General features: G+C 52.9%; 13 protein-coding genes. 5 read left to right on the top strand and 8 right to left on the bottom strand.

The window, feature by feature from the left end:
- The first annotated feature begins 170 nt into the window (after positions 1 to 170).
- Together EPD17_RS03250 and EPD17_RS03245 are read left to right on the top strand one after the other, a co-directional pair.
- Entirely contained in the window at positions 171 to 620 is a 450-nt protein-coding gene (locus tag EPD17_RS03250; RefSeq protein WP_114237130.1) for a putative signal transducing protein, read from the top strand.
- A 148-nt stretch (positions 621 to 768) separates the two neighbouring features.
- Positions 769 to 1,659: a sterol desaturase family protein gene (locus tag EPD17_RS03245; protein ID WP_240040727.1), complete on the top strand. Its 891-nt coding sequence runs from the start codon at positions 769 to 771 to the stop codon at positions 1,657 to 1,659.
- Between the two features lie 310 nt (positions 1,660 to 1,969).
- Here the strand turns inward: EPD17_RS03245 and EPD17_RS03240 are convergent, their stop codons facing one another.
- Entirely contained in the window at positions 1,970 to 3,715 is a 1,746-nt protein-coding gene (locus EPD17_RS03240; protein ID WP_132051728.1) for a M3 family oligoendopeptidase, read from the bottom strand.
- Between the two features lie 89 nt (positions 3,716 to 3,804).
- Positions 3,805 to 4,302, bottom strand: a complete 498-nt coding sequence (locus EPD17_RS03235; RefSeq protein WP_114237133.1) for a DUF5606 family protein — start codon at positions 4,300 to 4,302, stop codon at positions 3,805 to 3,807.
- A 281-nt stretch (positions 4,303 to 4,583) separates the two neighbouring features.
- Here EPD17_RS03235 and EPD17_RS03230 point away from each other — a divergent pair, with 281 nt between their 5' ends.
- Entirely contained in the window at positions 4,584 to 4,814 is a 231-nt protein-coding gene (locus EPD17_RS03230; RefSeq protein WP_132051726.1) for a hypothetical protein, read from the top strand.
- 36 nt (positions 4,815 to 4,850) lie between these two features.
- Positions 4,851 to 5,576, top strand: coding sequence for an outer membrane beta-barrel protein (locus tag EPD17_RS03225; protein ID WP_132051724.1), 726 nt, complete (start codon positions 4,851 to 4,853; stop codon positions 5,574 to 5,576).
- Between the two features lie 359 nt (positions 5,577 to 5,935).
- Here the strand turns inward: EPD17_RS03225 and EPD17_RS03220 are convergent, their stop codons facing one another.
- The 6 genes from EPD17_RS03220 to EPD17_RS03195 all read right to left on the bottom strand — a co-directional run bounded on the left by EPD17_RS03220 (position 5,936) and on the right by EPD17_RS03195 (position 18,056).
- Positions 5,936 to 8,473, bottom strand: coding sequence for a cellulase family glycosylhydrolase (locus EPD17_RS03220; RefSeq protein ID WP_132051722.1), 2,538 nt, complete (start codon positions 8,471 to 8,473; stop codon positions 5,936 to 5,938).
- Between the two features lie 131 nt (positions 8,474 to 8,604).
- Positions 8,605 to 9,663, bottom strand: coding sequence for a SusE domain-containing protein (locus tag EPD17_RS03215; RefSeq protein ID WP_132051720.1), 1,059 nt, complete (start codon positions 9,661 to 9,663; stop codon positions 8,605 to 8,607).
- A 31-nt stretch (positions 9,664 to 9,694) separates the two neighbouring features.
- Positions 9,695 to 11,281: a RagB/SusD family nutrient uptake outer membrane protein gene (locus EPD17_RS03210; RefSeq protein ID WP_132051718.1), complete on the bottom strand. Its 1,587-nt coding sequence runs from the start codon at positions 11,279 to 11,281 to the stop codon at positions 9,695 to 9,697.
- 21 nt (positions 11,282 to 11,302) lie between these two features.
- Positions 11,303 to 14,269, bottom strand: coding sequence for a SusC/RagA family TonB-linked outer membrane protein (locus tag EPD17_RS03205; protein ID WP_132051716.1), 2,967 nt, complete (start codon positions 14,267 to 14,269; stop codon positions 11,303 to 11,305).
- Positions 14,270 to 14,424: 155 nt separating this feature from the next.
- Complete coding sequence (locus EPD17_RS03200; protein WP_132051714.1) at positions 14,425 to 15,159, bottom strand: NUDIX hydrolase; 735 nt, start codon at positions 15,157 to 15,159, stop codon at positions 14,425 to 14,427.
- Between the two features lie 2 nt (positions 15,160 to 15,161).
- Positions 15,162 to 18,056: an alpha-amylase family glycosyl hydrolase gene (locus EPD17_RS03195; RefSeq protein WP_132051712.1), complete on the bottom strand. Its 2,895-nt coding sequence runs from the start codon at positions 18,054 to 18,056 to the stop codon at positions 15,162 to 15,164.
- A 234-nt stretch (positions 18,057 to 18,290) separates the two neighbouring features.
- Between EPD17_RS03195 and ligA the strand changes: the two genes are divergently transcribed.
- Complete coding sequence (gene ligA / locus EPD17_RS03190) at positions 18,291 to 20,402, top strand: NAD-dependent DNA ligase LigA (protein ID WP_132051710.1); 2,112 nt, start codon at positions 18,291 to 18,293, stop codon at positions 20,400 to 20,402.
- The last annotated feature ends 152 nt before the right edge of the window (positions 20,403 to 20,554 follow it).

The raw sequence follows: 20,554 nt of genomic DNA, 5'->3' as shown, positions 1-20,554 counted from the left end.
CAGACCACCAGCAGCGAGCCCCTGACAAAAATCATAGCCCGCTGGGCGATAAGCACCTCTTGCAGGTGCTTTTTGGTGGGTGGTGCAAAGTGGGCTATTTGTAAATTTGTACACTTGCCATAGTTAGTGCAGGGTGTAACCAATGTTATCTACACTAAAAACAGGAGCCATTGGAAAAGTCCAATTATGCCAACAGCGGAGGCCGTGAGGGAAAAGGTATGAATTACGTTCAGCTACGCACTTTCGATAATTATATTGAAGCCAACATTGTGCTGGCAATGCTCCAGTCGGCGCACATCAACTGCCACCTTAAAGACGAACATACCGTTACCATTGACCCGCTGCTGAGCCCCGCCATTGGCGGCATGAAGCTGATGGTGCACCACGCCCATGCGGAACGTGCCTGGTCGCTGATGGATGAGGCCGAAGCGCAATACCTGAAAAATTTTGCCTGCCCTGTTTGCCATGCCCATGCACTCAAAGCCATTTCGGTGCACAAGCAGTACAAATGCCGCCTAGGCGCACTGGCCAGCATGCTGCTCAACGGCCAGGCCGTGGAGGTAAAAAAAATGTATCAATGCGAGGCCTGCGGCTACGATTTTAAAGAATTACCCAGGTAATTTGAATATTTGAAAATATGGAAATGGGGCTGCGCCAAATGGCGCAGCCCCATTTCCTTTGCTGCAGAAATATCTGTAAATTTCTTATTGACAATAAATGGTGAAGCCTTTGCTTCAAGTCATTTGCACATTTTCAAATTGCTCCCATATGATCGAATACTTCAACTCATTGGAGCAGCGGCCGCTGGAGCGCCTCGCTTTTTTGGTGGGCGGTATGTTGCTGTTGTGGCTGCTCGAAGGCGCTATTCCGCTGCTGTCGTTGCAGTATAAGAAAAACAAGTTGCGCCATGCAGGCATCAACTTTTCGTTTACCCTCATCCACTTGATTATCCATACCGGCTTTGCGGTAGTCATCGTGCTGCTTTCTGATTGGAGCCGTGCCCACAACTGGGGCCTGATTCAATGGCTGGGTGCCGGCACGCTGGGTGCCATCCTTATTTCTTTTTTCATACTCGATTTTTTTGGCGGCTGGCTGGTGCACCTGGTGCAGCACAAGACCGCACCGCTCTGGCGCTTTCATGTTATTCACCATTCCGATAACAACGTGGACGTAACCACTGGCCTGAGGCATCATCCGTTTGAAAGCGTGTTGCGTGGTGTGTTTTTCCTGGCCGGTGTGCTGGTGGCCGGTGCGCCCATGTATGCCGTTATGATCTTTCAAACAGCGCTGGTGCTGGCCACGCAGTTTACACACGCCAATATTCATTTGCCCCGCCGGCTCGATGCGGTGCTGAGTTATTTTTTGGTGTCGCCCAACATGCACAAGGTGCACCACCACTGGCAGCAGCCGTACACCGACAGCAACTACGGCGCAGTGCTGTCCATTTGGGACCGCATGTTTGGTACGTTTATGAAACTGGAACCCGACCAGATTCGCTACGGCCTGGACCGGTATTATCCCAACGAACACGACGAACATTTTGGCCGGCTGATGGCGGCGCCTTTTAAAGGCATCAAGGACGTGGTGCATCAAAAACCGGGTGTGGAAACAAACCTGCAACAACCGGTAGCAATGCCTGTTGAAGCAACTGAAAAATGAGCGCTGCAATCGCCGCCATCAATGCGATGCCTTGCATCCGTCATTGCGAGGCGCCGAGGAGGATTGGTTAATTCCCGCATCTTATGCGCCGAAGCAATCTCCAACAACAATAACTGCCGTCGGCATTTATTAAATGAAACCTGCTGTTGCAGGAGATTGCTTCGGCGCACCGAATTAATCCAACTATACCAACACTACTGCGCCTCGCAATGACGGGCCGGCAGGCTTGTATTTATGTAAAAACAAAAAGCGGGATAAACCGCAATCAGTTTATCCCGCTTTTATATAACACATTCAAAACATCAAATTATCAAGCCACACCCGATTCCGATGGCCGCGAAATGGCTTCCATTTCCTGCTGCACAAACAGCATCAACTCACTGATATGGTTAGGCGAAAAATCGAAACGCAAACCTGCAGCTTCATATAACTCGGGCAGGGTGCGGGTGCCGCCCAAACTTAGTGCATTGATGTAGTTTTGAACAGCTACGTCTTTGTTTTCCTTGTACTGCTTCCACAGGCCGATGGCACCCAGTTGTGCAATGCCGTATTCAATATAATAAAACGGCACTTCGTAGAGGTGCAACTGGCGCTGCCAGCCGTAGCGGCGGTATTCTTCCAGCCCGCTTACATCCATGGCAATAGAGGTAAACTCGTTTACAATACGGCGCCAGTTTTCGGCACGTTCTTCCAGTGTGTGGGTGGGGTGTTCGTACACCCAGTGCTGAAACTTATCGATCGTGGCAATCCACGGGAAAATGGTCAGTACCCGTTCCAGTTGGTGCTCCTTTGCGCGGCGCAGGTCTTCTTCATTGTCAAAAAATGTATCCCAGTAATCCATGCTGAACAGCTCCATGGTCATGGAGGCCACTTCGGCAATTTCCATGGGATATTCTTTAAACGCCGTCAATTGCAGCGGATGCGCCAGGAACGAATGAATGGCGTGCCCGCCTTCGTGCACCATAGTGGTTACATCATGCATTTGGCCGGCGGCATTCATAAAAATAAATGGTGCGCCGGTTTCGGGCAGCGGGCAATTGTAGCCGCCTGGCGCCTTGCCTTTGCGGCTGTCCAGATCGAGGCGGCCCATTTCCCGCATCTTCAGCAGGCATTCGGCAAAAAACGGGTTCATGCGGCGGAAACAATCAATGGTCTTTTCCGTTAGTTCCTCGCCGGTTTGAAATGGCCGCAGCGGCTGCACGCCTTCGGGCTCTGCATCCACATCCCAGGGGCGCAGTGCATCGAGGCCGAGGCGCTGGCGTTTGCGGTCGTAAATAAAATCAACCAGCGGCAGCACGCTTGTTTTTACTGCTTCATGAAACTGCAGGCAATCTTCCTTGGTGTAATCAAAGCGGCCCAGTTCCACAAACTTATAGTCGCGGTAATTGTCGAAACCGGCGTTGCGGGCCACCTGCGTACGTTTTTCCACCAGCGAGGTAAACAGGTCATTGAGCTGCTCTTTATCCTGCAGACGGCGTTCCTGAATTTTGCGATAAACCGATTCGCGCAGGCTGCGGTCGGGGTTTTCCAAAAACTTGGCGGCCTGTTGCAGCGTGTATTCTTTGCCATCTACCTCGATGGTCATTTTACCCGAAATAACGCCAAACTGCTGCGCCTGAACGGCAATATCGGCCTGCAGCTGGATGTTCTCTTCGCGAAACAATTCGATGTTTTTCTTGACGGTGCGCAGGTAGGTTTGATAGCCTTCGCCTTCAAGCTCGGAAACAAATGGGCTTTCCATCAGCTTGCGGTTTATTTTATCGGCATAAGGCTGAATATGCGGCTGTATCTGCAGCACAAAATAATTGAAGGCTTCTTCCAGCTCTTTGTTTTCTGTGTCGCAGGTCATGCGGATCTGGCGCCACGCGGCGTCTTCGCCAATCACGGCTTCCACTTCGCTTAGGTCCTGCAGCCAGTGCTCCAGCTCAGTGGCGTTGTTGATGGGCCGGTCGAGCAGGTTTTGCAAAAAAGGCTCCAGCGACGGCCAGTCGGTGATGGTAAAATCTGCCGGTAAAAATTTGCGCGGCAGCTTTTCTATATCGGCTGTATAGGTCATATAGTTGCGGGTTTACTTACAATAAAAAATCCCTGAAAAAAGAAAAGGAGTGAAAGAGTGTGCCTCTTTTCTCTCCTTTCCGTTTTAATTTATTCTGCTTTCTTTCCTTTCTTGGGGGCTTTTTCCGGTTTGGCTTCGGCGGTTACCGGCTCCGGTACGTTCTCGGTTTCCAGCGGTTCGGCTTCGGCCTCATCAGTTTCAGCTTCTGCGGCTTTAATTTCAATGTTGGCATCGCGCAGCACTTCAAACCATTTCACCATTTTCTTCATGTCGCTGGCATAAACCCGCTCAAAATCCAGGTCGGGGTACACTTTTTCAAAATAAGCTTTCAGGGCTTTGTTGTCCTTGGCATCGGGCAGGGCCTCGCTGCTTTCTTTCATGGCCAGGAAAATGTCGGCCAAGTTCACGTTGTCGCGAATGGTATAAACTTCAATGCTTTCGAGGTGCGACAGGTTGTGCACCCGCGAAGCCACAAATTTTGTTGAATTATCGGCCAGCGAACGCACCAGTGCGCCATCGTTTTTGCTACTCAGTATTTCAAACAATCCGGAAAGGCCGGTGATCGCTACAATTCTGTTATACTCCATACCTAAAGTTTTTTGGAAGGTGCAATATACAAACCCCTCCGTTAACCGGGAAAGCCGGGCTTAAAAATGATGATTCGAAAAATGGGCCAAACGCGTTGGGGGCACCGCCATAAAAAACCCCTGTAGAAACAGGGGTTCACATGAGAAAAACGTTTTGCAGGGACAAATGTATCGGCATAGGGGCAAGCACGGTATTAAATGCATGTTAATAAACGGGCACGGACAACCGAAAATATGGCTGTGCAATCAGCACAGGGCAACAGGTGCATTTTATTGATAAAATGGATCAGACGTTCCAACAACAGCATCTCCTGCAGCTTGCACCACTCATTCTTCCCTTGCAAAAAATGCTGACGGAAATTGCGCTATTTAAACTTTTGCCCGCTAACGCACCAAACCAACATTTAGCCAAAGCCACCGCAAAAGCACTTTCGCCAACAGGCCCAAATATGCTACTTTTGCCCCGCATGCTGCACCGCCAAAGGCTTTGCGGCTGCTTAACCTTTCCTTAACGGCACGGCCCCTACATTTGATTTTTAACACCTGATATGAAATATTTTGCGCTTACTGCTTTAGCAATGATTTGTTCGCTGGCCCTTTTTGCCCAAACCGATACCACCACCCCGCGGCCCAAAACCACAGTGCCCCTGCCCCGCGCCAACGATCATTTTATGCTGCAGCTAGGCCACACCACTTGGCTGGGTGCCCCCGATTCGTTGCAACTGGGCGGCCTGCCCCGCACCTTCAACATGTATTTCCTGTTCGATTTTCCGTTTAAAACCAACACCCGCTTCAGCACCGCCATTGGCGCCGGCGTGGCTACCGACAACGTGTTTTTCGACAAAATGAGCGTTGAACTCGCAGGCAATTCCACAAACCTGCAGTTTCGCGACCTCTCCGATACCAACCATTATAAAAAATACAAGGTGCACACCACCTACATTGAGGCGCCCATCGAGTTGCGTTTTCGCAGTAACCCCGAAAACGACCGCCGCAGCTTTAAAGCAGCCATTGGCGTAAAAGTGGGCTTGCTGGTAAATGCCCACACCAAGGGCAAAGGCCTCGAAAACCGCAACGGCAACGACATTGGCAACCACACCCAAAAGATGCATTCCAAGCAATATTTCAACAGCAACCGCATTTCGCTGACCGGCCGCGTGGGCTATGGCAACTTCAGCCTCTTTGGCTCCTACGCCGCCACACCGCTGTTTAAAGAAGGCGTAGCCGCACAAATCCGTCCGCTGACCGTTGGCCTCACCATCAGCGGTTTGTAAGCAGCACAGATTTGCAACGGTATTTTATTTGCAGCCACTCACCTGAGTGGCTGTTTTATTTTTATGTACCCGGCATCGGGAATGCTATTGGGCTGCTGTTGCGTCGCACACTTGTACGTTCTGTATCGCTATTGAACTTTACCCGTGCATCTGTAGGAAAACGTTTACCGTTGTTAGCTGTCATGCCGAACTCGTTTCGGCATCCCCGTCATCTCGCGGAGTTTACCAAAGCACAAGGAGATGCCGAAACGAGTTCGGCATGACAACCCAAAAGGTCAAAAACACGACCTATTATCAATTTGGCAGTGCTCCAATTTCGGCCACTTGCTAACCAACAATTTCTCCTTTCTTTCAAATTTCTATTGCAGCACAATCGATTGCAATTGAATTGTCACCGGCGAAGTTTGTTTCGCCCCATCGCCAACAACCACTTGCAACAGCTCTATCCGTTCCGGTGCGAGGCGGCTTTCTTTTACCAATGGTAAATGCAGCGGCTGGAAGCCCGGGTACGGCCGCGGCAGCAGCAACATTTCCGTAGGCTTGAATGCGGAAAGCGGCAGCTCGTACAACCGCATGGTGCTGTCGGTAAAATTGATGGAGGCAGTGTATGCTGCGCCGGTTGCCGTTACCAGGTGCAATTGCACCGTTGATCCTGGGCTGCCCTGTGCTATCACCCCTACCTTGCTGGCGCTGGCGGCTGCCTGGCTGCGCTGCTCTACTTGATTGCCTACAAACATTTGCCAGGCAAGCGGTGGTCGCTTATCAGCGGCATCGGTATGGCTCACCTGCATCACTTGGGTGATGTACGGGTATTGGGTGGCTGCGCCGTACTGCAAGCTATTTTGCTGCCAATTGGTGGTAAACACACGGATGGCTGCTTCATCGGTAGCAGCCTGGAACAAGCTGACCGGTGCCGTTTTGGGCAGGATCACCGTTTGCCATGTTTGGGCAGGCAATGCATCCCACCCATAAGGTGCACCAGCGATACCGCTGGGGAAAGCCCAGGTCGTTCCGTTTTTGGCCGTTGCTAAAATGCGGTAAGCCAGCGGACCCGCTTGCATCATTTGTTGGGGCACCCGGGCTGTGTATAAAAATCCGTCGCCCTGCTGCATCACTACCGTTTGCCAGCCGGCTTGTGGATGGCGCAGCTCCAGCCGAACCGTATCGGCGCCGGCTACCTGTGCAGCTATTTGCAGGCTGCCGCCTTCATCGGCATAGAGCGCCGGCGTATGGGTCAGCAGCACCGAATCGGCAGGCAATGCGGCCACCGGGTACGCTACGCTAAATGCTTTCTGTTCGGGCACATAAGTGGTTCCGTTTTTTACCAAATAATACACGCCGGGTAAAACAGAAAAGCCTGTACTGCTCCCCGCTTGTTGCGCACCAGCAGCATCCTTTACAACAAAGCCGCCATCCAGGCCGGGCAGTTGCAGTTTCATGGTGCGCTGCGCAACTACCAGGCGGCGCACTGTTTTGCGCGGCGACGCTTTTGCAAAAGGATCGCTCAGTTGAAACACATCAGGCAGCACTTCCAAGCGCCAAACGCCGTCTTTTACCTTATCTAAAAAATAAGCGCCGGTGCCGCTGTATTGCACTATCGGCGAATTGCCCACGCCAGCTATCTGCCTTAGTGTTGCCTTGTTTACTGGTTGTGTTGCCGTATTGTTGGAATACAAAAAGGCTTCGCCGGCACTCATTTCGCTGAGGTCCTGCGCATACGATACTCGGAAAGCGCCAAACACCGTGTCGGCCGGGTAAGCGCCATAGCTGCGGTTGCGCGGCAAGTTGCGGAAGGCATGGCCGGCAATCATCAAGGAAATGGCTTTGCCCGGCGTGTAGGCAATATTTACATAATGGGTTTGGTACTCAGTATTGGCATGGGCAGTGTACAGCGGGTCGTAGGCAAACTGCGTGGCCCACTGAAAACCCGCACCCCTGAATGCACGGGCCATTGCAGGGTACATATACGAGCCCAGCACATCGCCGGCATCAAACTCGTACACCATTTTAGCCCGCTTGTTAAAAGCTGCAATCGTATCCCCAAATGGAATGGCGTACCGGTCTACATGCGGCAGGTAGTTGCCCTGCAGGGTGCGGTTGGCCACCAGCCCCGTGGGGTACCATTGAAAGCTGTGCCCATCCACGTCCGCTTTAACCACCGCACCGGCATAGTTGGGCGATTCGGAAATGTTGTAAAAAATAGGTTTGGTCCAGCCCGTGCTGCGCACTGCTGCGGCCATGCGTTGCACATAATTGGTAGCGCCCTGCTGCGGACCGCTATGGTGCGGCTCGTTGTTTATCTCCATGCCAATCACATCCCGGTCGGCGCCATAGGTGGTTTTGGTGTATGGGTTTACATGCCTGAAAAATTGTTGCAGGTACCGCTCCTGCGCTTTGATGGCGGCTTCGGTTACCAACACTTTTTGTTTGTTCCAAATGCTGGAAAATGAGCCGGTGTTCTGGTCCGGTTCGGGGTAGCCGTTGCCCCAAAAAGCCAACGGTGTGATCAGGATTTTAATGCCCTGTTCCTTTAATTTATACAACAGGTAATCAAACAGCCGCAGGTGTTCGTTTTCCAACAAGTTGCCGGCGCTGTCGGCAATCTCAGTATCCCATACATGCACCCGGAATGCGTCGAAACCCAGGCGGGCCATATGATACACATCGGCATCGATGGCTTTTTCGGGATCAATGCCCAGTGCCTTGTGCGACCGGTATCCATAGGCAAAGGGCACGGTGTAGTTAACGCCAAAAAACTGGGCTTCCTTACCCGTTGCGGTCCATTTTAAAACACCGCTCTTATCTACAAAAACCGGGTTGGCCGCCGTTCCTTTTTTCTGCGCAGAGCCGCTTGCCGCGGCCAGCACACACAACAAAATCAATATCAGTATCCTCATACCTGCAAATGTACTGCTGCCACCCAACCGTCTTTTTTTTACGGCTATGCTGCAGCGTTATGATCAAAAATTTAGGTAAGTAAAAAGGCCGCCCCTGTTGGAGCGGCCTTTATCAGGGGAAGGTGTCTTGCTTAGTTCTTTTTGATGGTGTACACCCAGTTACCGCCAACCAGCAGGTCGAGGGTAATGGTGTAGTTGCCAGCCGCATCGATCTTGATGTTGCTGCCGCCAATTTCGGGGCGGCCATCATTGGGGTTGCTGTTATCGCCCAGGTCAAGCGCCCATGCATCGTTTGCACGGAACTTGATCTCGCCGGCGTTCAGGTCCAGCGTAATGCTGTAGGTGCCGCTAGCTGCATCGAAGGCCATATCGCGGTCGCTGTCCCAACCGGTGGTGGGTACAGCGCTGCCAATAAGGCCAATGCCATTTACTTTAGTGGCGCTCCAGGTCATTGCCGTTGTGTTGGCGCGGAGCAGGTAGATGCCTGCGCCGGTGGTGATCTTCAGGTTATCGCCGCCATTGCCCAGTTTTCCGGCACTGGGCGAACCAAAGTCGCCGGCACCCCACTCGGCCCCTTTAACCAGCTTGAACTCGGGGTTGGCAGCATTGGAGAAATTGATAAATCCTTCGTATTCGCCATTGTTGTTTACAGATACAAGTTGCGGAGCGGCACCGGGGTTCCAGTCCTGGAAGTTGCCGGCCACATTGATGGCTTGCGGGAATGTGTAGAAAATACGAACCCGGTAAGGGCGCACCATCATTTTAACCGTATTGGAATAAATGGGGTTGATGGTATTGCTTTTCAGGCGCACTTCCACTTCCTGGCTCAGGCCGGGAGTCAGGATCTTATTCAGTTCGGCGTTCAGTTCGGCCACCTTGAATTCTTTCTTCAGGTCGCTTTTGTTCACGCCAATTTCAACAGTGGATGCACCGGCAAAATTGGTTCCCGATTTTGCTACCTGCAGCACATAGCCAATAGCATCGGTAAAGCCATAATCCACCGCAGGCCAGGTAAAGCTGGCGGCTGCTTTATCGGCATCCTCCTGCTTTAGTTCCAGGGTAGTGGCCGAAACAGCCAGCTGCGGGCTAACGCCGGAACGTAGCACAGCCCTTGTTTCTTCTTTTTCGCATGCCCACAGCAGCATGGAGGCTACCGACAGCAAGAGCAGTTTCTGAAGTATGTTTCTCATTTTATTTCTTTTTAGAAGTAATCGTTAGGTATTAATAGCCTGTGTTTTGCTCCAGGTTGGGGTTGGCAGTAACATCCGATGCGGGAATGGGATACACCGAACGGAATGCTTCTACAGCACGGCCATCGCGTACGCCGCCTTTCCAGGGCCACAGGTAAGTGCCGGTGGTAAAGCGGTTGTAGCGGATCAGATCGGTGCGGCGGAAACCTTCCCAATACAGTTCACGGGCACGTTCATCCAAAATAAAATCGGTGTTGATGCTGGTTACAGCCGATGCATCGGCACGGTCGCGCAGGTCGTTGATGTATTGCAGCGCCAACGTTTGGCTGCCGCCGGTGCCACCACGCAGCACTGCCTCGGCATAAATCAGGTACTGCTCTGCCAGGCGGAAGATGGGGAAATCAACCGAAACAAAATCGCCACGGGCATCGATGTTTTTGGCAATGCTGCCGTCGCGGTTTACGTTGCGGAACTTGCGGATGCCATAGCCTTCCGAAGATTTGCTAACATCATCAATCTCCAGTTTATTTCTTTGAAACTGGGCACGCTTGTCGCCGGTACCATCCACCACCGGGAACAGTTGTACCAGGCTCTTGGTGGTGCGCAGGCCAAACCAGCCACCGCTGGGAATACCAAAATCGCGGGTAGCATCCATGCCATCTACCACGGCTGCATGCACCAGGTAAGTAGTGCCGCCATAGCCTTGTGTGCTCAGGCCATCGTAGTTGATGGTGAGGATAAATTCATCCCGGTTCAGGTGGTTGTCGGCCAGCATCAGGTGCTGGTAATTGGGGATCAGCGAATATCCTGCGTCGATTACTTTTTTGGAATAAGTAACTGCCTCGTTGTAGCGGGCAGTACCGGTGTACACTTGTGCGTTGAGGTAGTTGCGTGCCAGCAGCGCCCATGCGGCGCCTTTATCGGCACGGCCGTACTCGTTGGCACGGGCATCGGCCAGCACGGTTTCCAGTTCTTTCAACTCCGTTTCAATCCAGGTAAACAGTTCGCCGCGCTGAATCTGGCGGGGCAATACACTGCCCAATGCATCGGCATCGGTAATGAACGGCACGTTGCCAAACAGGTCCATCAGCACCGAGTATTGGTAGGCACGCAAAAAGCGGGCTTCGTTGCGGTACTTGCGGATTTCCTCGGCATCGTTACCTGAAATGCCGCGGCTGCTCAGGCTGGCGTCAGACGACTGGCGGATAAAATCGTTGGCCAGTGTGATCTGGTAGTAGCAACGGTAGTACAAACCTTGCAGGAACGGGTTGTTCGAGCCCCAGCTCATGTTGTGAAAATCGGGCAGGCCGGCATCGCCCCAACCAATCACCGCTTCATCGGTAGGCAGCTCCTGTGCATTCCAGTACAGGCGCAAAAAGTCGGAGAAACCTTCATCAATGCCCTGGATATCGCCATTGCCCGCAGGGCCCTGGTTACCGGTGAGCGCAAAGGCGCCGTATACTTTGGCAAATGCCTGTTTGTAACCGGCAGGGGTTGCATATACCTGCTCGGCAGTGATCTCGTTTTGTGGCAGGCGGTCCAGGTCTTTGGTGCAGGATGCCAACGTGGATACGGCTACGGCACCAGCCATCATTATGTTGAAAAAGCTACGTTTCATATGCTTCAATCTCTTTATTAATTAAAAATCCAGGTTTAGGCCCAATACATAAGTGCGGGGACGTGGGTAAAAACTATTGTCGATACCGCCGCTGATCTCGGGGTCCAAACCTTTGTACTTGGTGATCACAAACGCGTTCTGCACGGTGGCACTCAGGCGCAGCGATACGTCGCGGTAAATTTTACCGGCATTGTATCCTACAAAAATGTTGTCCATGCGCAGGAACGATGCGTTTTGTACATAGTAATCGCTCATCAGCTGGTTGATGTTGCCACCGCCAAAGCCGGTTTCGAGGATATTCACCGAAGCGTTGTTCAGGATGTTGGGCAAACCGCCCACTGCGGTAAAGCGGCCCAGGTTGCTGTACACGTTGTTGTATACGTAGTTGTCGAAGTTGGCACGGGCCACAAAACCACCATTCCACTTACGATAAGATACGTTGGAGCTCAGGCCCATGAACACTCTTGGATCGGACTGCTGGTACTGGTAGCGGTCCCGCTCATTGATCACACCATTGCCATCACGGTCAACAAACAAACCTTCTACTGGTTTACCCGCTTCATCATACACCTGTTGGTAAGTGTAAAATGCACCGCGGGGGCTGCCCACCGAGTTGATCTGAACAGTGTTGCCCACACCGCCTGCAATGCCGCCGTACTCGTTGCCGGGGAAAGAAGGATCGGGAGCAATGGTGAGGTTGGTGATCTCGTTTTTATTAAAGGTCACGTTGTAGTTCACGTCCCAGTTCCAGTCGCTGTTGCGCACCGGCACCACGTTTACGGCAAACTCAAAACCTTTGTTTACCATGCTGCCTACGTTAGCCACAATGCGGTTGGAGAAGTTGGTACCGGCCGGCTGCACAATGTTGTTCAGCAGATCGTTTGTTTCGCGGTAGTAATAATCAATGGTACCCGAAACGCGGTTGTTGAGGAAACCATAGTCCAGGCCTACGTTGTAGGTGCTGGTTTCTTCCCATTTCCGATCGCGGTAATAACCACCGGGGCGGTACATGTTGTAAAATGTATTGCCCAACTCGTAACGGGCTGTAGGCGAGCTCAGGTTGTAATAAGAGATATAGTCGTAGTAGCCGATACCTTCCTGCTGGCCGGTGATGCCGTAAGAGGCACGCAGCTTCAGGGAGTTGAGGGCACGCACATCGCGGAGGAAGGATTCTTCCCGGACGTTCCAGCCCAGGGCCACGGATGGGAATATACCCCAGCGGTTTTCTTCGGCAAAACGTGAAGAACCATCGCGGCGCACTGTTGCGGTCAGCAGGTATTTTCCTTTAAGGGTATAGTTCAAACGGCCATAGTACGAAAGCAGGGTGTATTGCGGACGGTCGCTAGCAAAGTTGGGCTCCGAACCGGCAATCAGTCCACCGGCTGCGTTGTAGTCGGCGTAGTTGTAAATCCGGTCCAGGAAATCCTGGTACGAGTAACCGGCCAACACATCCACACGGCTGTCAATGGCATCGATGTCTTTTGCGTAGTTCAGGTAAAATTCCAGCACTTTGTTTTCGCGGCCACGCTTGTACTCGGTGTTCTGGCCGTCGCGCAGGTATTGCGATGCGGCGCTGTCCGGAACAAACACGGTGCCTTTACCCTGCATCACGTCGTAGCCTACGTTCAGGTTGGCACGCAGTTCGGGCAGAAAATGAAAGCGGTAATCAAATTGCGCATTACCAATGCTGCGGTATACGGTGCTTTTATCGTCGCGCTGATTGAGCAGGCCAACAGGGTTGCGGGGTGCATTGGAGTTGGGCGTCAGCGCTGTAGGGTCGAGCCACTCAAAATAACCGCCATAACGCTTGCTGCCGGTAGTTACCGGTTGCGTTGGATCAAAGGTTACGGCAGCGCCGATGGCACCTTCGTCGGCAAATTTATTATTGGTCATGGCGCCTTTCAGGCTGATGTCCACACGCAGGTGGTCGTCAAAAAACTTGGGGCTCAGGTTCAGCGCAGCCGAGGTACGCTTCATGTTGCCGCCTTTCAGCACACCATCCTGGTTGAGGAAACCAACCGATGCACGGTAAGGCATGCGGCCCAGCGAGCCACGCACCGCCAGGTTGTTGTCCTGAGAAAGGGCAGTGGTGTAAATCTCATCCTGCCAGTTGGTATTGGCTTCGCCCAGCAGTGCTTTTTGGTCCGAGTTGCCGCGGGCATTGATAAACTCACGGAACTGGTTAGCCGAAAGCATTTCTACCTGGCGGGTATTGTTGGCAGCCGACAACTGCGTATTAAATGTAAACTGCGGTTTGCCGCTCACCCCTTTTTTAGTGGTAATGATGATTACACCATTAGAGGCACGGGAACCGTAAATGGCGGTAGCCGATGCATCTTTCAGGATGTTCATGCTTTCAATGTCGTTGGGGTTGATCAGCGACAACGCATTTGCAGCACCGGAAATACCACCCGAGGTCAGGGGCACGCCGTCCACTACAATCAGCGGGTCGTTCGAGGCATTGAGCGATGCGCCACCGCGGATGCGGATGGTGCTGCCCGAACCTGGTGCGCCACCGTTGGTGGTGATTTGCACACCGGCCACTTTACCGGCAATCAGTTGCTCGGGGGTGGGGATCACGCCTTTTTGAAAGTCTTTTGCCGTAACCGAGGTTACAGAACCGGTCAGGTCGCGGCGACGCTGGGTACCATAGCCCACCACTACTACCTCGCCAAGGCTGCCGGCAGTGTTTTGCAGGGTTACATCAACCGTAGCCTGGTCGCCTACGCTGATTTCGCGGCGCTCAAAGCCAACCGAGGTAAACACCAATGTGCCTGCCGTTTGGGGCACGCTGATGGTGTAGTTGCCTTCGGCATCGGTGGTGGTGGCTGCGGTACCGTTTACCGACACGGTTACACCAGCGAGGGCTTTTCCGGTGGCATCGGTTACACGGCCATTAATAGTTCGATTTTGTGCAGATAACTGGAGGGTTAGGAGCAAGGCTAACACAGGCAATATAATTGCCCGGATCATTTTTCTCACGTTCATGATAGCAAGCTTTGAAGTTTAAATGCTTGAAATAAAACACGATATGTGTGTTAAAGACACGTTAACATCGTGTATTAAGGACACAATTTAGGACAATTTTGAAATGCCCTTTATGATTTTGATCTTTATTTTTTTCCAGACTTAAAAAGGGATTGTCACACAATGGGTTGGGGGGCATGGGCGCCCTTTTTCCCATGGCTGCGGAAGTCGTTTTTCAGGCCATACACCTTGCCTGGACGGTGTGGCACGTCGGATTCCATTTCATTTAAATCCTCGAGCCAGCCCTTGAGGCTGATGCGTTTGCGGAAGTTGCGGCGGTCCAACTCCACGCCCAAAATAGCTTCGTACACATCCTGCAGTTCGCGCAGCGAAAACTTTTCGGGCAGCAGGTTGAACACCACCGGGTGTTCCATCACAGCATCCTGCAGGCGTTTGAGGCAGGTGTCCACAATCAGGCGGTGGTCAAACGCCATGCTTTCCAGCCCGTGCACCGGTTGCCAGTGCAGGCCGTTGCCGGAGGTGCGCAGTTTGTAGCGGTTGATATCGATAAGGGAGTAATAAGCGGTGGTAATAACGCGGCCGGATGGGTGGCGGCCGGTGGAGCCAAAAGTATACACCTGCTCCAGGTAGAGGTTGTCGAGGCCGGTACGCTCCTGCAACACCCGGTACGAGGCAGCCTCCAAATCTTCGTCGGGGCGGACAAGGTCACCGAGGAGCGACCACATGCCTTCAAACTCCTCCAGATCCGACTTGATGAGCAATACTTTCAGTTGTTTTTCTTCGTAACCAAAAATGACGCAGTCGACCGAAATGGCAATATTAAAATACTCGAGGTGGCTGCTTTTTTCAAGGGCTGCATTTTTCATTTGTGCCAGCTTTTGTTCGGTCATGATCAATGAAATAAAAGGTCAATAGTTTTGGAACCAGTATTGGAAACGGCTTTCAGGTAATACATGCCGCTGCCTGCGGCCAGGCCCCTGCGGTTAAAGGTAAGCACATGTGTGCCCTTTGCCAGCACACCATCTTGCAGGGTGGCTACCCATTGCCCCATGGCATTGTACAGGCGAACGGTAACGCGGCCTGCCTCGGGGTTGCTGATCTTTACCTGCACATCAGCCACAGCCGGGTTTGGAAAGGCACTTACATCAAAATCAGTTACCGCTACCGGAGGCGGTGGTGGTGGGGCCACTTGGCTCAGGTTGCGGTTTACATAAACGCGGTATTCACCGGGCTGCAGCGTAAAGTTTTGCGCCTGGCCGGTGGCCTGCAGCGGCGTTCCGTCCAGCAAGTTGTACCAGGTACCGCCACCGGGAAGGCTCACCGAGCCCGAAAGAGGCACCACGTCGAAATTGCCCATGGTCACTACTTTGGAGCTGTCCGTAAGCAATTGCTGCCATTTGAAACCGCCACCCAGGCCCGACTCGAACAGCCCGCCCATAAACGCCTGCCTGAAAGAAGGGTGCATCCGGAGGCCGATCATTTTTGCATACACATCATACACCGACCTGCGGGCCGCATCGGAGTAATACTCCCAGCGAATGGGTTTGGGCGCCGTGCGGCAATCGTCTTTAATGGTGCCGTCCTCGCAGCGGTTGATGCTTCCATCGTAACCCAGCTCACCAAACTGCCAGATCATTTTCGGGCCGGGCTGCGTCAGCAAAAAGGCTGCATTCAGTTCCATGCGCTTTAGCGCCACGGGCAGGCTTTTTACATTATAGGCGCCGGCGCTGTTGCCAAAAGCCACGTTTTTATACACAATGCGTTCTTCGTCGTGGCTTTCCATATAAGTAATGAGGTGCGGCTTGCTCCAGGTGCGGGCCGTGTGCAGGCCACCTTCCAGGTTGGAGTTTTGCAAATAACCCATGGCCGCCTCCTGGTAATTGTGGCTCATATTGCCCCAGAACATCATGCCGTAATCGGCCAGTTCCCGCTCCTCTTTATTTTCGGACAGGTGCTCGAGGATCACATATGCGCTGGCCGATTTTTGCTGCACGGTATCGTAATATCCTTTCCACAGCGCCACCCGGTCGGCATCGTAAGCACTCCAGGCGCCCACATCGTTGCCGGTATATTTTTGGGTAAAACCTTTCGACAGGTCGAACCGGAAACCATCCAGCTTGTACTCCCGCAGCCAATGCTCCACCACGCGGCCAGTAAAATAGCGCACCGGTGCAGCATCGTGGTTAAAATCGTAGCCCACGCCAAAAGGGTGCTTGCCCTGGTAGCCCGCTTCCGATGGGTTCTGGTCGGCATTAAACCAGGGGTTTGCTTCCGTAGGCTCGCCGTTGCTGTTGGCATATAGTTGCACCATGGGGCTTTGACCAAACGAGTGGTTCAGCACCATGTCCATGATCACCGCCATGCCATTGGCATGCGCCGAATCAACAAAACGTTTGAGGCTGTTGGCGGTGCCGTAGTATTTATCGGGGGCAAAATAAAACGAGCTGTTGTAGCCCCATGAGTTGTTGCCTTCAAACTCGTTGAACGGCATCAGCTCAATTGCGTTTACGCCTAACCGTTTGAGGTAGGAAATGGTGTCTATCAATGTGTTCCAGTCGTGGGCCGCTACAAAATCGCGGAGGTGCAGTTCGTAAATAACGAGGCTGCGTTTATCGGGCCGGGTAAAATTTTGCACCGCCCAGTTGTATGCCGGCTTGCGGGTCTGCAGCACGCTTACAATGCCGGTAGTTTTGCCGGTTGGGTAAGCCTTCAGTCCCGGATAGGTTGTTGCGGAAATATATTGATCGTTCCAGGGGTCCAGCACTTTTTCGGTGTAGTAATCGGCAATGCGCAGGGTGTTATCTACCAGGTATTGATAAGCGTATTCGGTGCCGGGTGCCAGGCCGGTAAGGCGCAGCCAAAAGCGCTGCCCATCGGGGGTTTTGTTCATGATGTATTTCACATCGGGCGCCCATCCGTTGAAATCGCCCAAAACGGAAACCGTGCCCTTACCGGGGGCAAACAACACCAGCGTTGCCGATGTATCGCCGGGCTCGTAATTGATGCCATCCCGCACACCGGCCGGCAGTGCCGCCGTGGGTAGGGCGGTTGGTGCCACAAACACCCGCACCGTATCGCGGCGGGTAACGCCGGCCTCCACCGCTTCGGCTACCAGCACCTGCTGGCCTTCCGCCACTACCGAGGCATCAACACTTATTTCGGTGGCATTACTGGCCGCACTGATTTTGGCTCCATTATGATAGAGCGCCAGATTCGCCGGCCGCGAAGCTGCAGCCGCCAAAGTAAACGTGGAGTTGAGCTTCCAAGTTTGCTGCTCCAGTTGGGGCACATAACGCGGCTCGGAGTAGGGATCTGTAATGCGCACTGCCAGCGAACCATCCGAAACCGGGATATACATATCGCTACCGTCGCTGTTGGCTTGTTTCGCATTGCCGTTGCCGCTGCGGAACAGGATGGCGATCTTTTGAATGGTTTCTGTTGTGTTGGTGATGCCGAAAAAACTCCGCAGGCTTCCGTTGATGGTGTAGGTCCATTTGCCCGCCCCGGCTGTTGTCGCTTTGGCTTCGGCAGGTGTAGTAGCCCAGGCAAACTTTGAATATTTCCAGTCGCTGGCGCCGCTGCTCAGCGAGGTGATGACCCCAATGTGCACGTATACATCGCCGGCCGCATGGTTCAGCAGGCCTTTATTTCCTTTTGCAGCATCAAGGGTAATGGTGAGGGCTTGGGCCGCATCGGCCTCTTTTATAAATGGGGGGCTCCACCGGAGCAACTGGGCATGGGAAAGGGTACAGGCAAACAGGGCCAACAGCAGCAGCAATCGTTTCATAAAACTCTTTGAAACGCTAAAGATAGGTTATGTACTTAAAACACATTAGGAAAGGAAAAAGATTTTTCCCTCCAGCCTTTCGGCAACGAAAATGATGAACAGAACCCTGATCCGTTTTGCGGCACCCCTCCTATTTCCCATTTCGTATTTTTTGAAAAATGGATTGCGCCGACCACAATCTTATTCCGATTTTTTCCTCCCGCAGCATCTTGCACTGCTTATTTTTGAGGCCTTATGACCTCCCAACTCCACGCCATACAGGACCAAACCAACCGATTGCTGCAAGCCGCCCAGACCGGCGGCATCGAGGTGGCCGATATCGATCTACTCCGCTCCGTGCTGCGTTTTCACGAGTACCGTTATTATGTGCTGGCCGACCCGTTGGTTTCTGATTTTGAATACGACACCTTATATAAATCGCTGGAAAAGCTGGAAGAGGAAAACCCCGACCTCATTGTGCCCGACTCGCCTACGCAGCGGGTGGCGAAGGGTTTGACCAAAGAATTTCCAACGGTGGCCCACCTGGTGCCGATGCTGTCGCTGGACAACTCGTACAACAGTGAAGACCTGTTTGATTTTGACCGCAAAGTGCGGGAAGGCACAGGCCTTTCTGAGATTGAATATTGCGTGGAGCCTAAGTTCGACGGCGCATCGCTATCGCTGGTGTACGAAGGCGACAAACTGGTACGCGGCGCCACCCGTGGCGATGGCGTTCAGGGCGATGACATTACCCCCAATGTGCGCCAGATCCGCACCATTCCGCTCAACGCCGATTTTTCGAAATATGGCCTGAACAACGTGGAGATCCGCGGCGAGGTGCTGATCAACAAGCAAAATTTCCAGCTGTTCAACGAAGCGCTGGTGGAACAAGGCATTCAGCCGCTGGCCAATCCACGCAACGCCGCCGCAGGTTCGCTGCGGATTAAAGACCCGCTAGAAGTACGCCGCCGCAGGCTGGAGGCATTTACCTACCAAATTTCCTATTACACCACTACCGGCCCCGACGCAAAGGAGCCACTGACCCATTCGGCAGCCCTGGAAATGCTTTGGGAGCAAGGCTTCCGCAGCCCGGTTAAGGAACTGAAAGTGCTCCATGGCATCCAGGCTGTGGTGGATTACTGCAACGAGTTTGAAGTAAAACGCGACGACCTGCCCTACGAGATCGACGGCATGGTGATCAAGGTAAACGAGTTTGCCCTGCACGATAAACTGGGCATGACCACCCACCACCCCCGCTGGGCCATTGCCTATAAATTTAAAGCGCGGCAGGCCACCAGCAAGCTTTTGCGGGTAGAATACCAGGTGGGCCGCACCGGCAATATTGGGCCTGTGGCCAAAATACAACCAGTGGCCATTGGTGGCGTAATGGTGGGCTCGGTATCGCTGTTCAACGAAGATGTGATCCGCGAAAAAGATTTGCGCATAGGCGATACCGTGCTGGTGGAACGTGCCGGCGATGTGATCCCGTACATTGTAAAATCGCTGCACGAGCTGCGCAACGGCACCGAGCAGCCCATTCAATTTCCCACGCATTGCCCAGCCTGTGGCGATGAGTTGTACCGTGCCGCCGAAGAAGCGGCTTGGCGCTGCACCAACCTGGCCTGTCCCGAGCAGGTGCTGGAGCGGCTGATGCATTTTGCCTCGAAAGATGCTATGGACATCCGAGGCTTGGGCGATGCCAACATCAAAAAGTTTTACGACCTGGGCTGGCTGCGCTCCATTGCCGACATCTACCGGCTTGATTTTGAACAAATAGGTACGCTGGAGGGTTTTGGTAAAAAGTCGATCGACAACCTGCGCAACGCTATTGAAAAATCGAAAAGCCAGCCGCTGCACCGGCTCATTTTTGCCTTGGGTGTTCGCTTTGTGGGCGAAACCGGGGCCAAGACTTTAGCACATTCCATCAATCACCTGCTCGACCTGTGCGGCTTTAGCGAGGAGCGCCTGCTGGCGCTGGAAGATGTGGGGCCGAAAGTGGCCTCTAGCGTACAGCAGTTTTTTTGCAACGACGATAATATTGCGCTGCTGAAAGAACTGGAAGCACTTGGATTGTCCCTGAAAAACGAAAAGAAAACACACGCTGCCGTTGGCGGCAACCTGCAGGGACAAACATTTTTGTTTACCGGCACGCTGGCCCGCCTCAAGCGCAGCGAAGCCGAAGCCATGGTGGAAGCCGGCGGCGGCGCCATTGTATCGGGGGTTAGCAGCAAGCTCAATTACCTGGTGGTGGGTGAAGATGCCGGCAGCAAACTGGAAAAAGCAAAAAAAATCAGCAGCATCCGCATTATTTCGGAAGATGAGTTTTTGAACATGGTGCAGAGCGGGGCTGCGGCTGTGGAATCGTGATGCTTTTTTAAAATAGAATGCAAGCCCAACAGCTATGCGTGCAATTAATAAAATACAATTGTACGCATAGCTGTTGCTTTTACTTTTTTATTTGCCCAAAAAAGTAACAATAAAGGGGCCCCGCAATCAATGACAGCTTGATTGCGGGGCGG

The organism is Pseudocnuella soli (genome assembly GCF_004347775.1).
In the GTDB taxonomy this organism is placed as follows: Bacteria; Bacteroidota; Bacteroidia; order Chitinophagales; family Chitinophagaceae; genus Flavisolibacter; species Flavisolibacter aquaticus.
Note: the sequence above shows the minus strand (reverse complement) of the source record. Positions and strands in the feature narration are given on the sequence as shown.

Excerpts from the sequence above, each read along its gene's own strand:
- EPD17_RS03245 (WP_240040727.1), top strand. The coding sequence starts at position 769 with ATGATCGAATACTTCAACTCATTGGAGCAGCGGCCGCTGGAGCGCCTC.
- EPD17_RS03240 (WP_132051728.1), bottom strand. The coding sequence starts at position 3,715 with ATGACCTATACAGCCGATATAGAAAAGCTGCCGCGCAAATTTTTACCG.
- EPD17_RS03235 (WP_114237133.1), bottom strand. The coding sequence starts at position 4,302 with ATGGAGTATAACAGAATTGTAGCGATCACCGGCCTTTCCGGATTGTTT.
- EPD17_RS03230 (WP_132051726.1), top strand. The coding sequence starts at position 4,584 with ATGGATCAGACGTTCCAACAACAGCATCTCCTGCAGCTTGCACCACTC.
- EPD17_RS03225 (WP_132051724.1), top strand. The coding sequence starts at position 4,851 with ATGAAATATTTTGCGCTTACTGCTTTAGCAATGATTTGTTCGCTGGCC.
- EPD17_RS03220 (WP_132051722.1), bottom strand. The coding sequence starts at position 8,473 with ATGAGGATACTGATATTGATTTTGTTGTGTGTGCTGGCCGCGGCAAGC.
- EPD17_RS03215 (WP_132051720.1), bottom strand. The coding sequence starts at position 9,663 with ATGAGAAACATACTTCAGAAACTGCTCTTGCTGTCGGTAGCCTCCATG.
- EPD17_RS03210 (WP_132051718.1), bottom strand. The coding sequence starts at position 11,281 with ATGAAACGTAGCTTTTTCAACATAATGATGGCTGGTGCCGTAGCCGTA.
- EPD17_RS03205 (WP_132051716.1), bottom strand. The coding sequence starts at position 14,269 with ATGAACGTGAGAAAAATGATCCGGGCAATTATATTGCCTGTGTTAGCC.
- EPD17_RS03200 (WP_132051714.1), bottom strand. The coding sequence starts at position 15,159 with ATGACCGAACAAAAGCTGGCACAAATGAAAAATGCAGCCCTTGAAAAA.
- EPD17_RS03195 (WP_132051712.1), bottom strand. The coding sequence starts at position 18,056 with ATGAAACGATTGCTGCTGCTGTTGGCCCTGTTTGCCTGTACCCTTTCC.
- ligA (WP_132051710.1), top strand. The coding sequence starts at position 18,291 with ATGACCTCCCAACTCCACGCCATACAGGACCAAACCAACCGATTGCTG.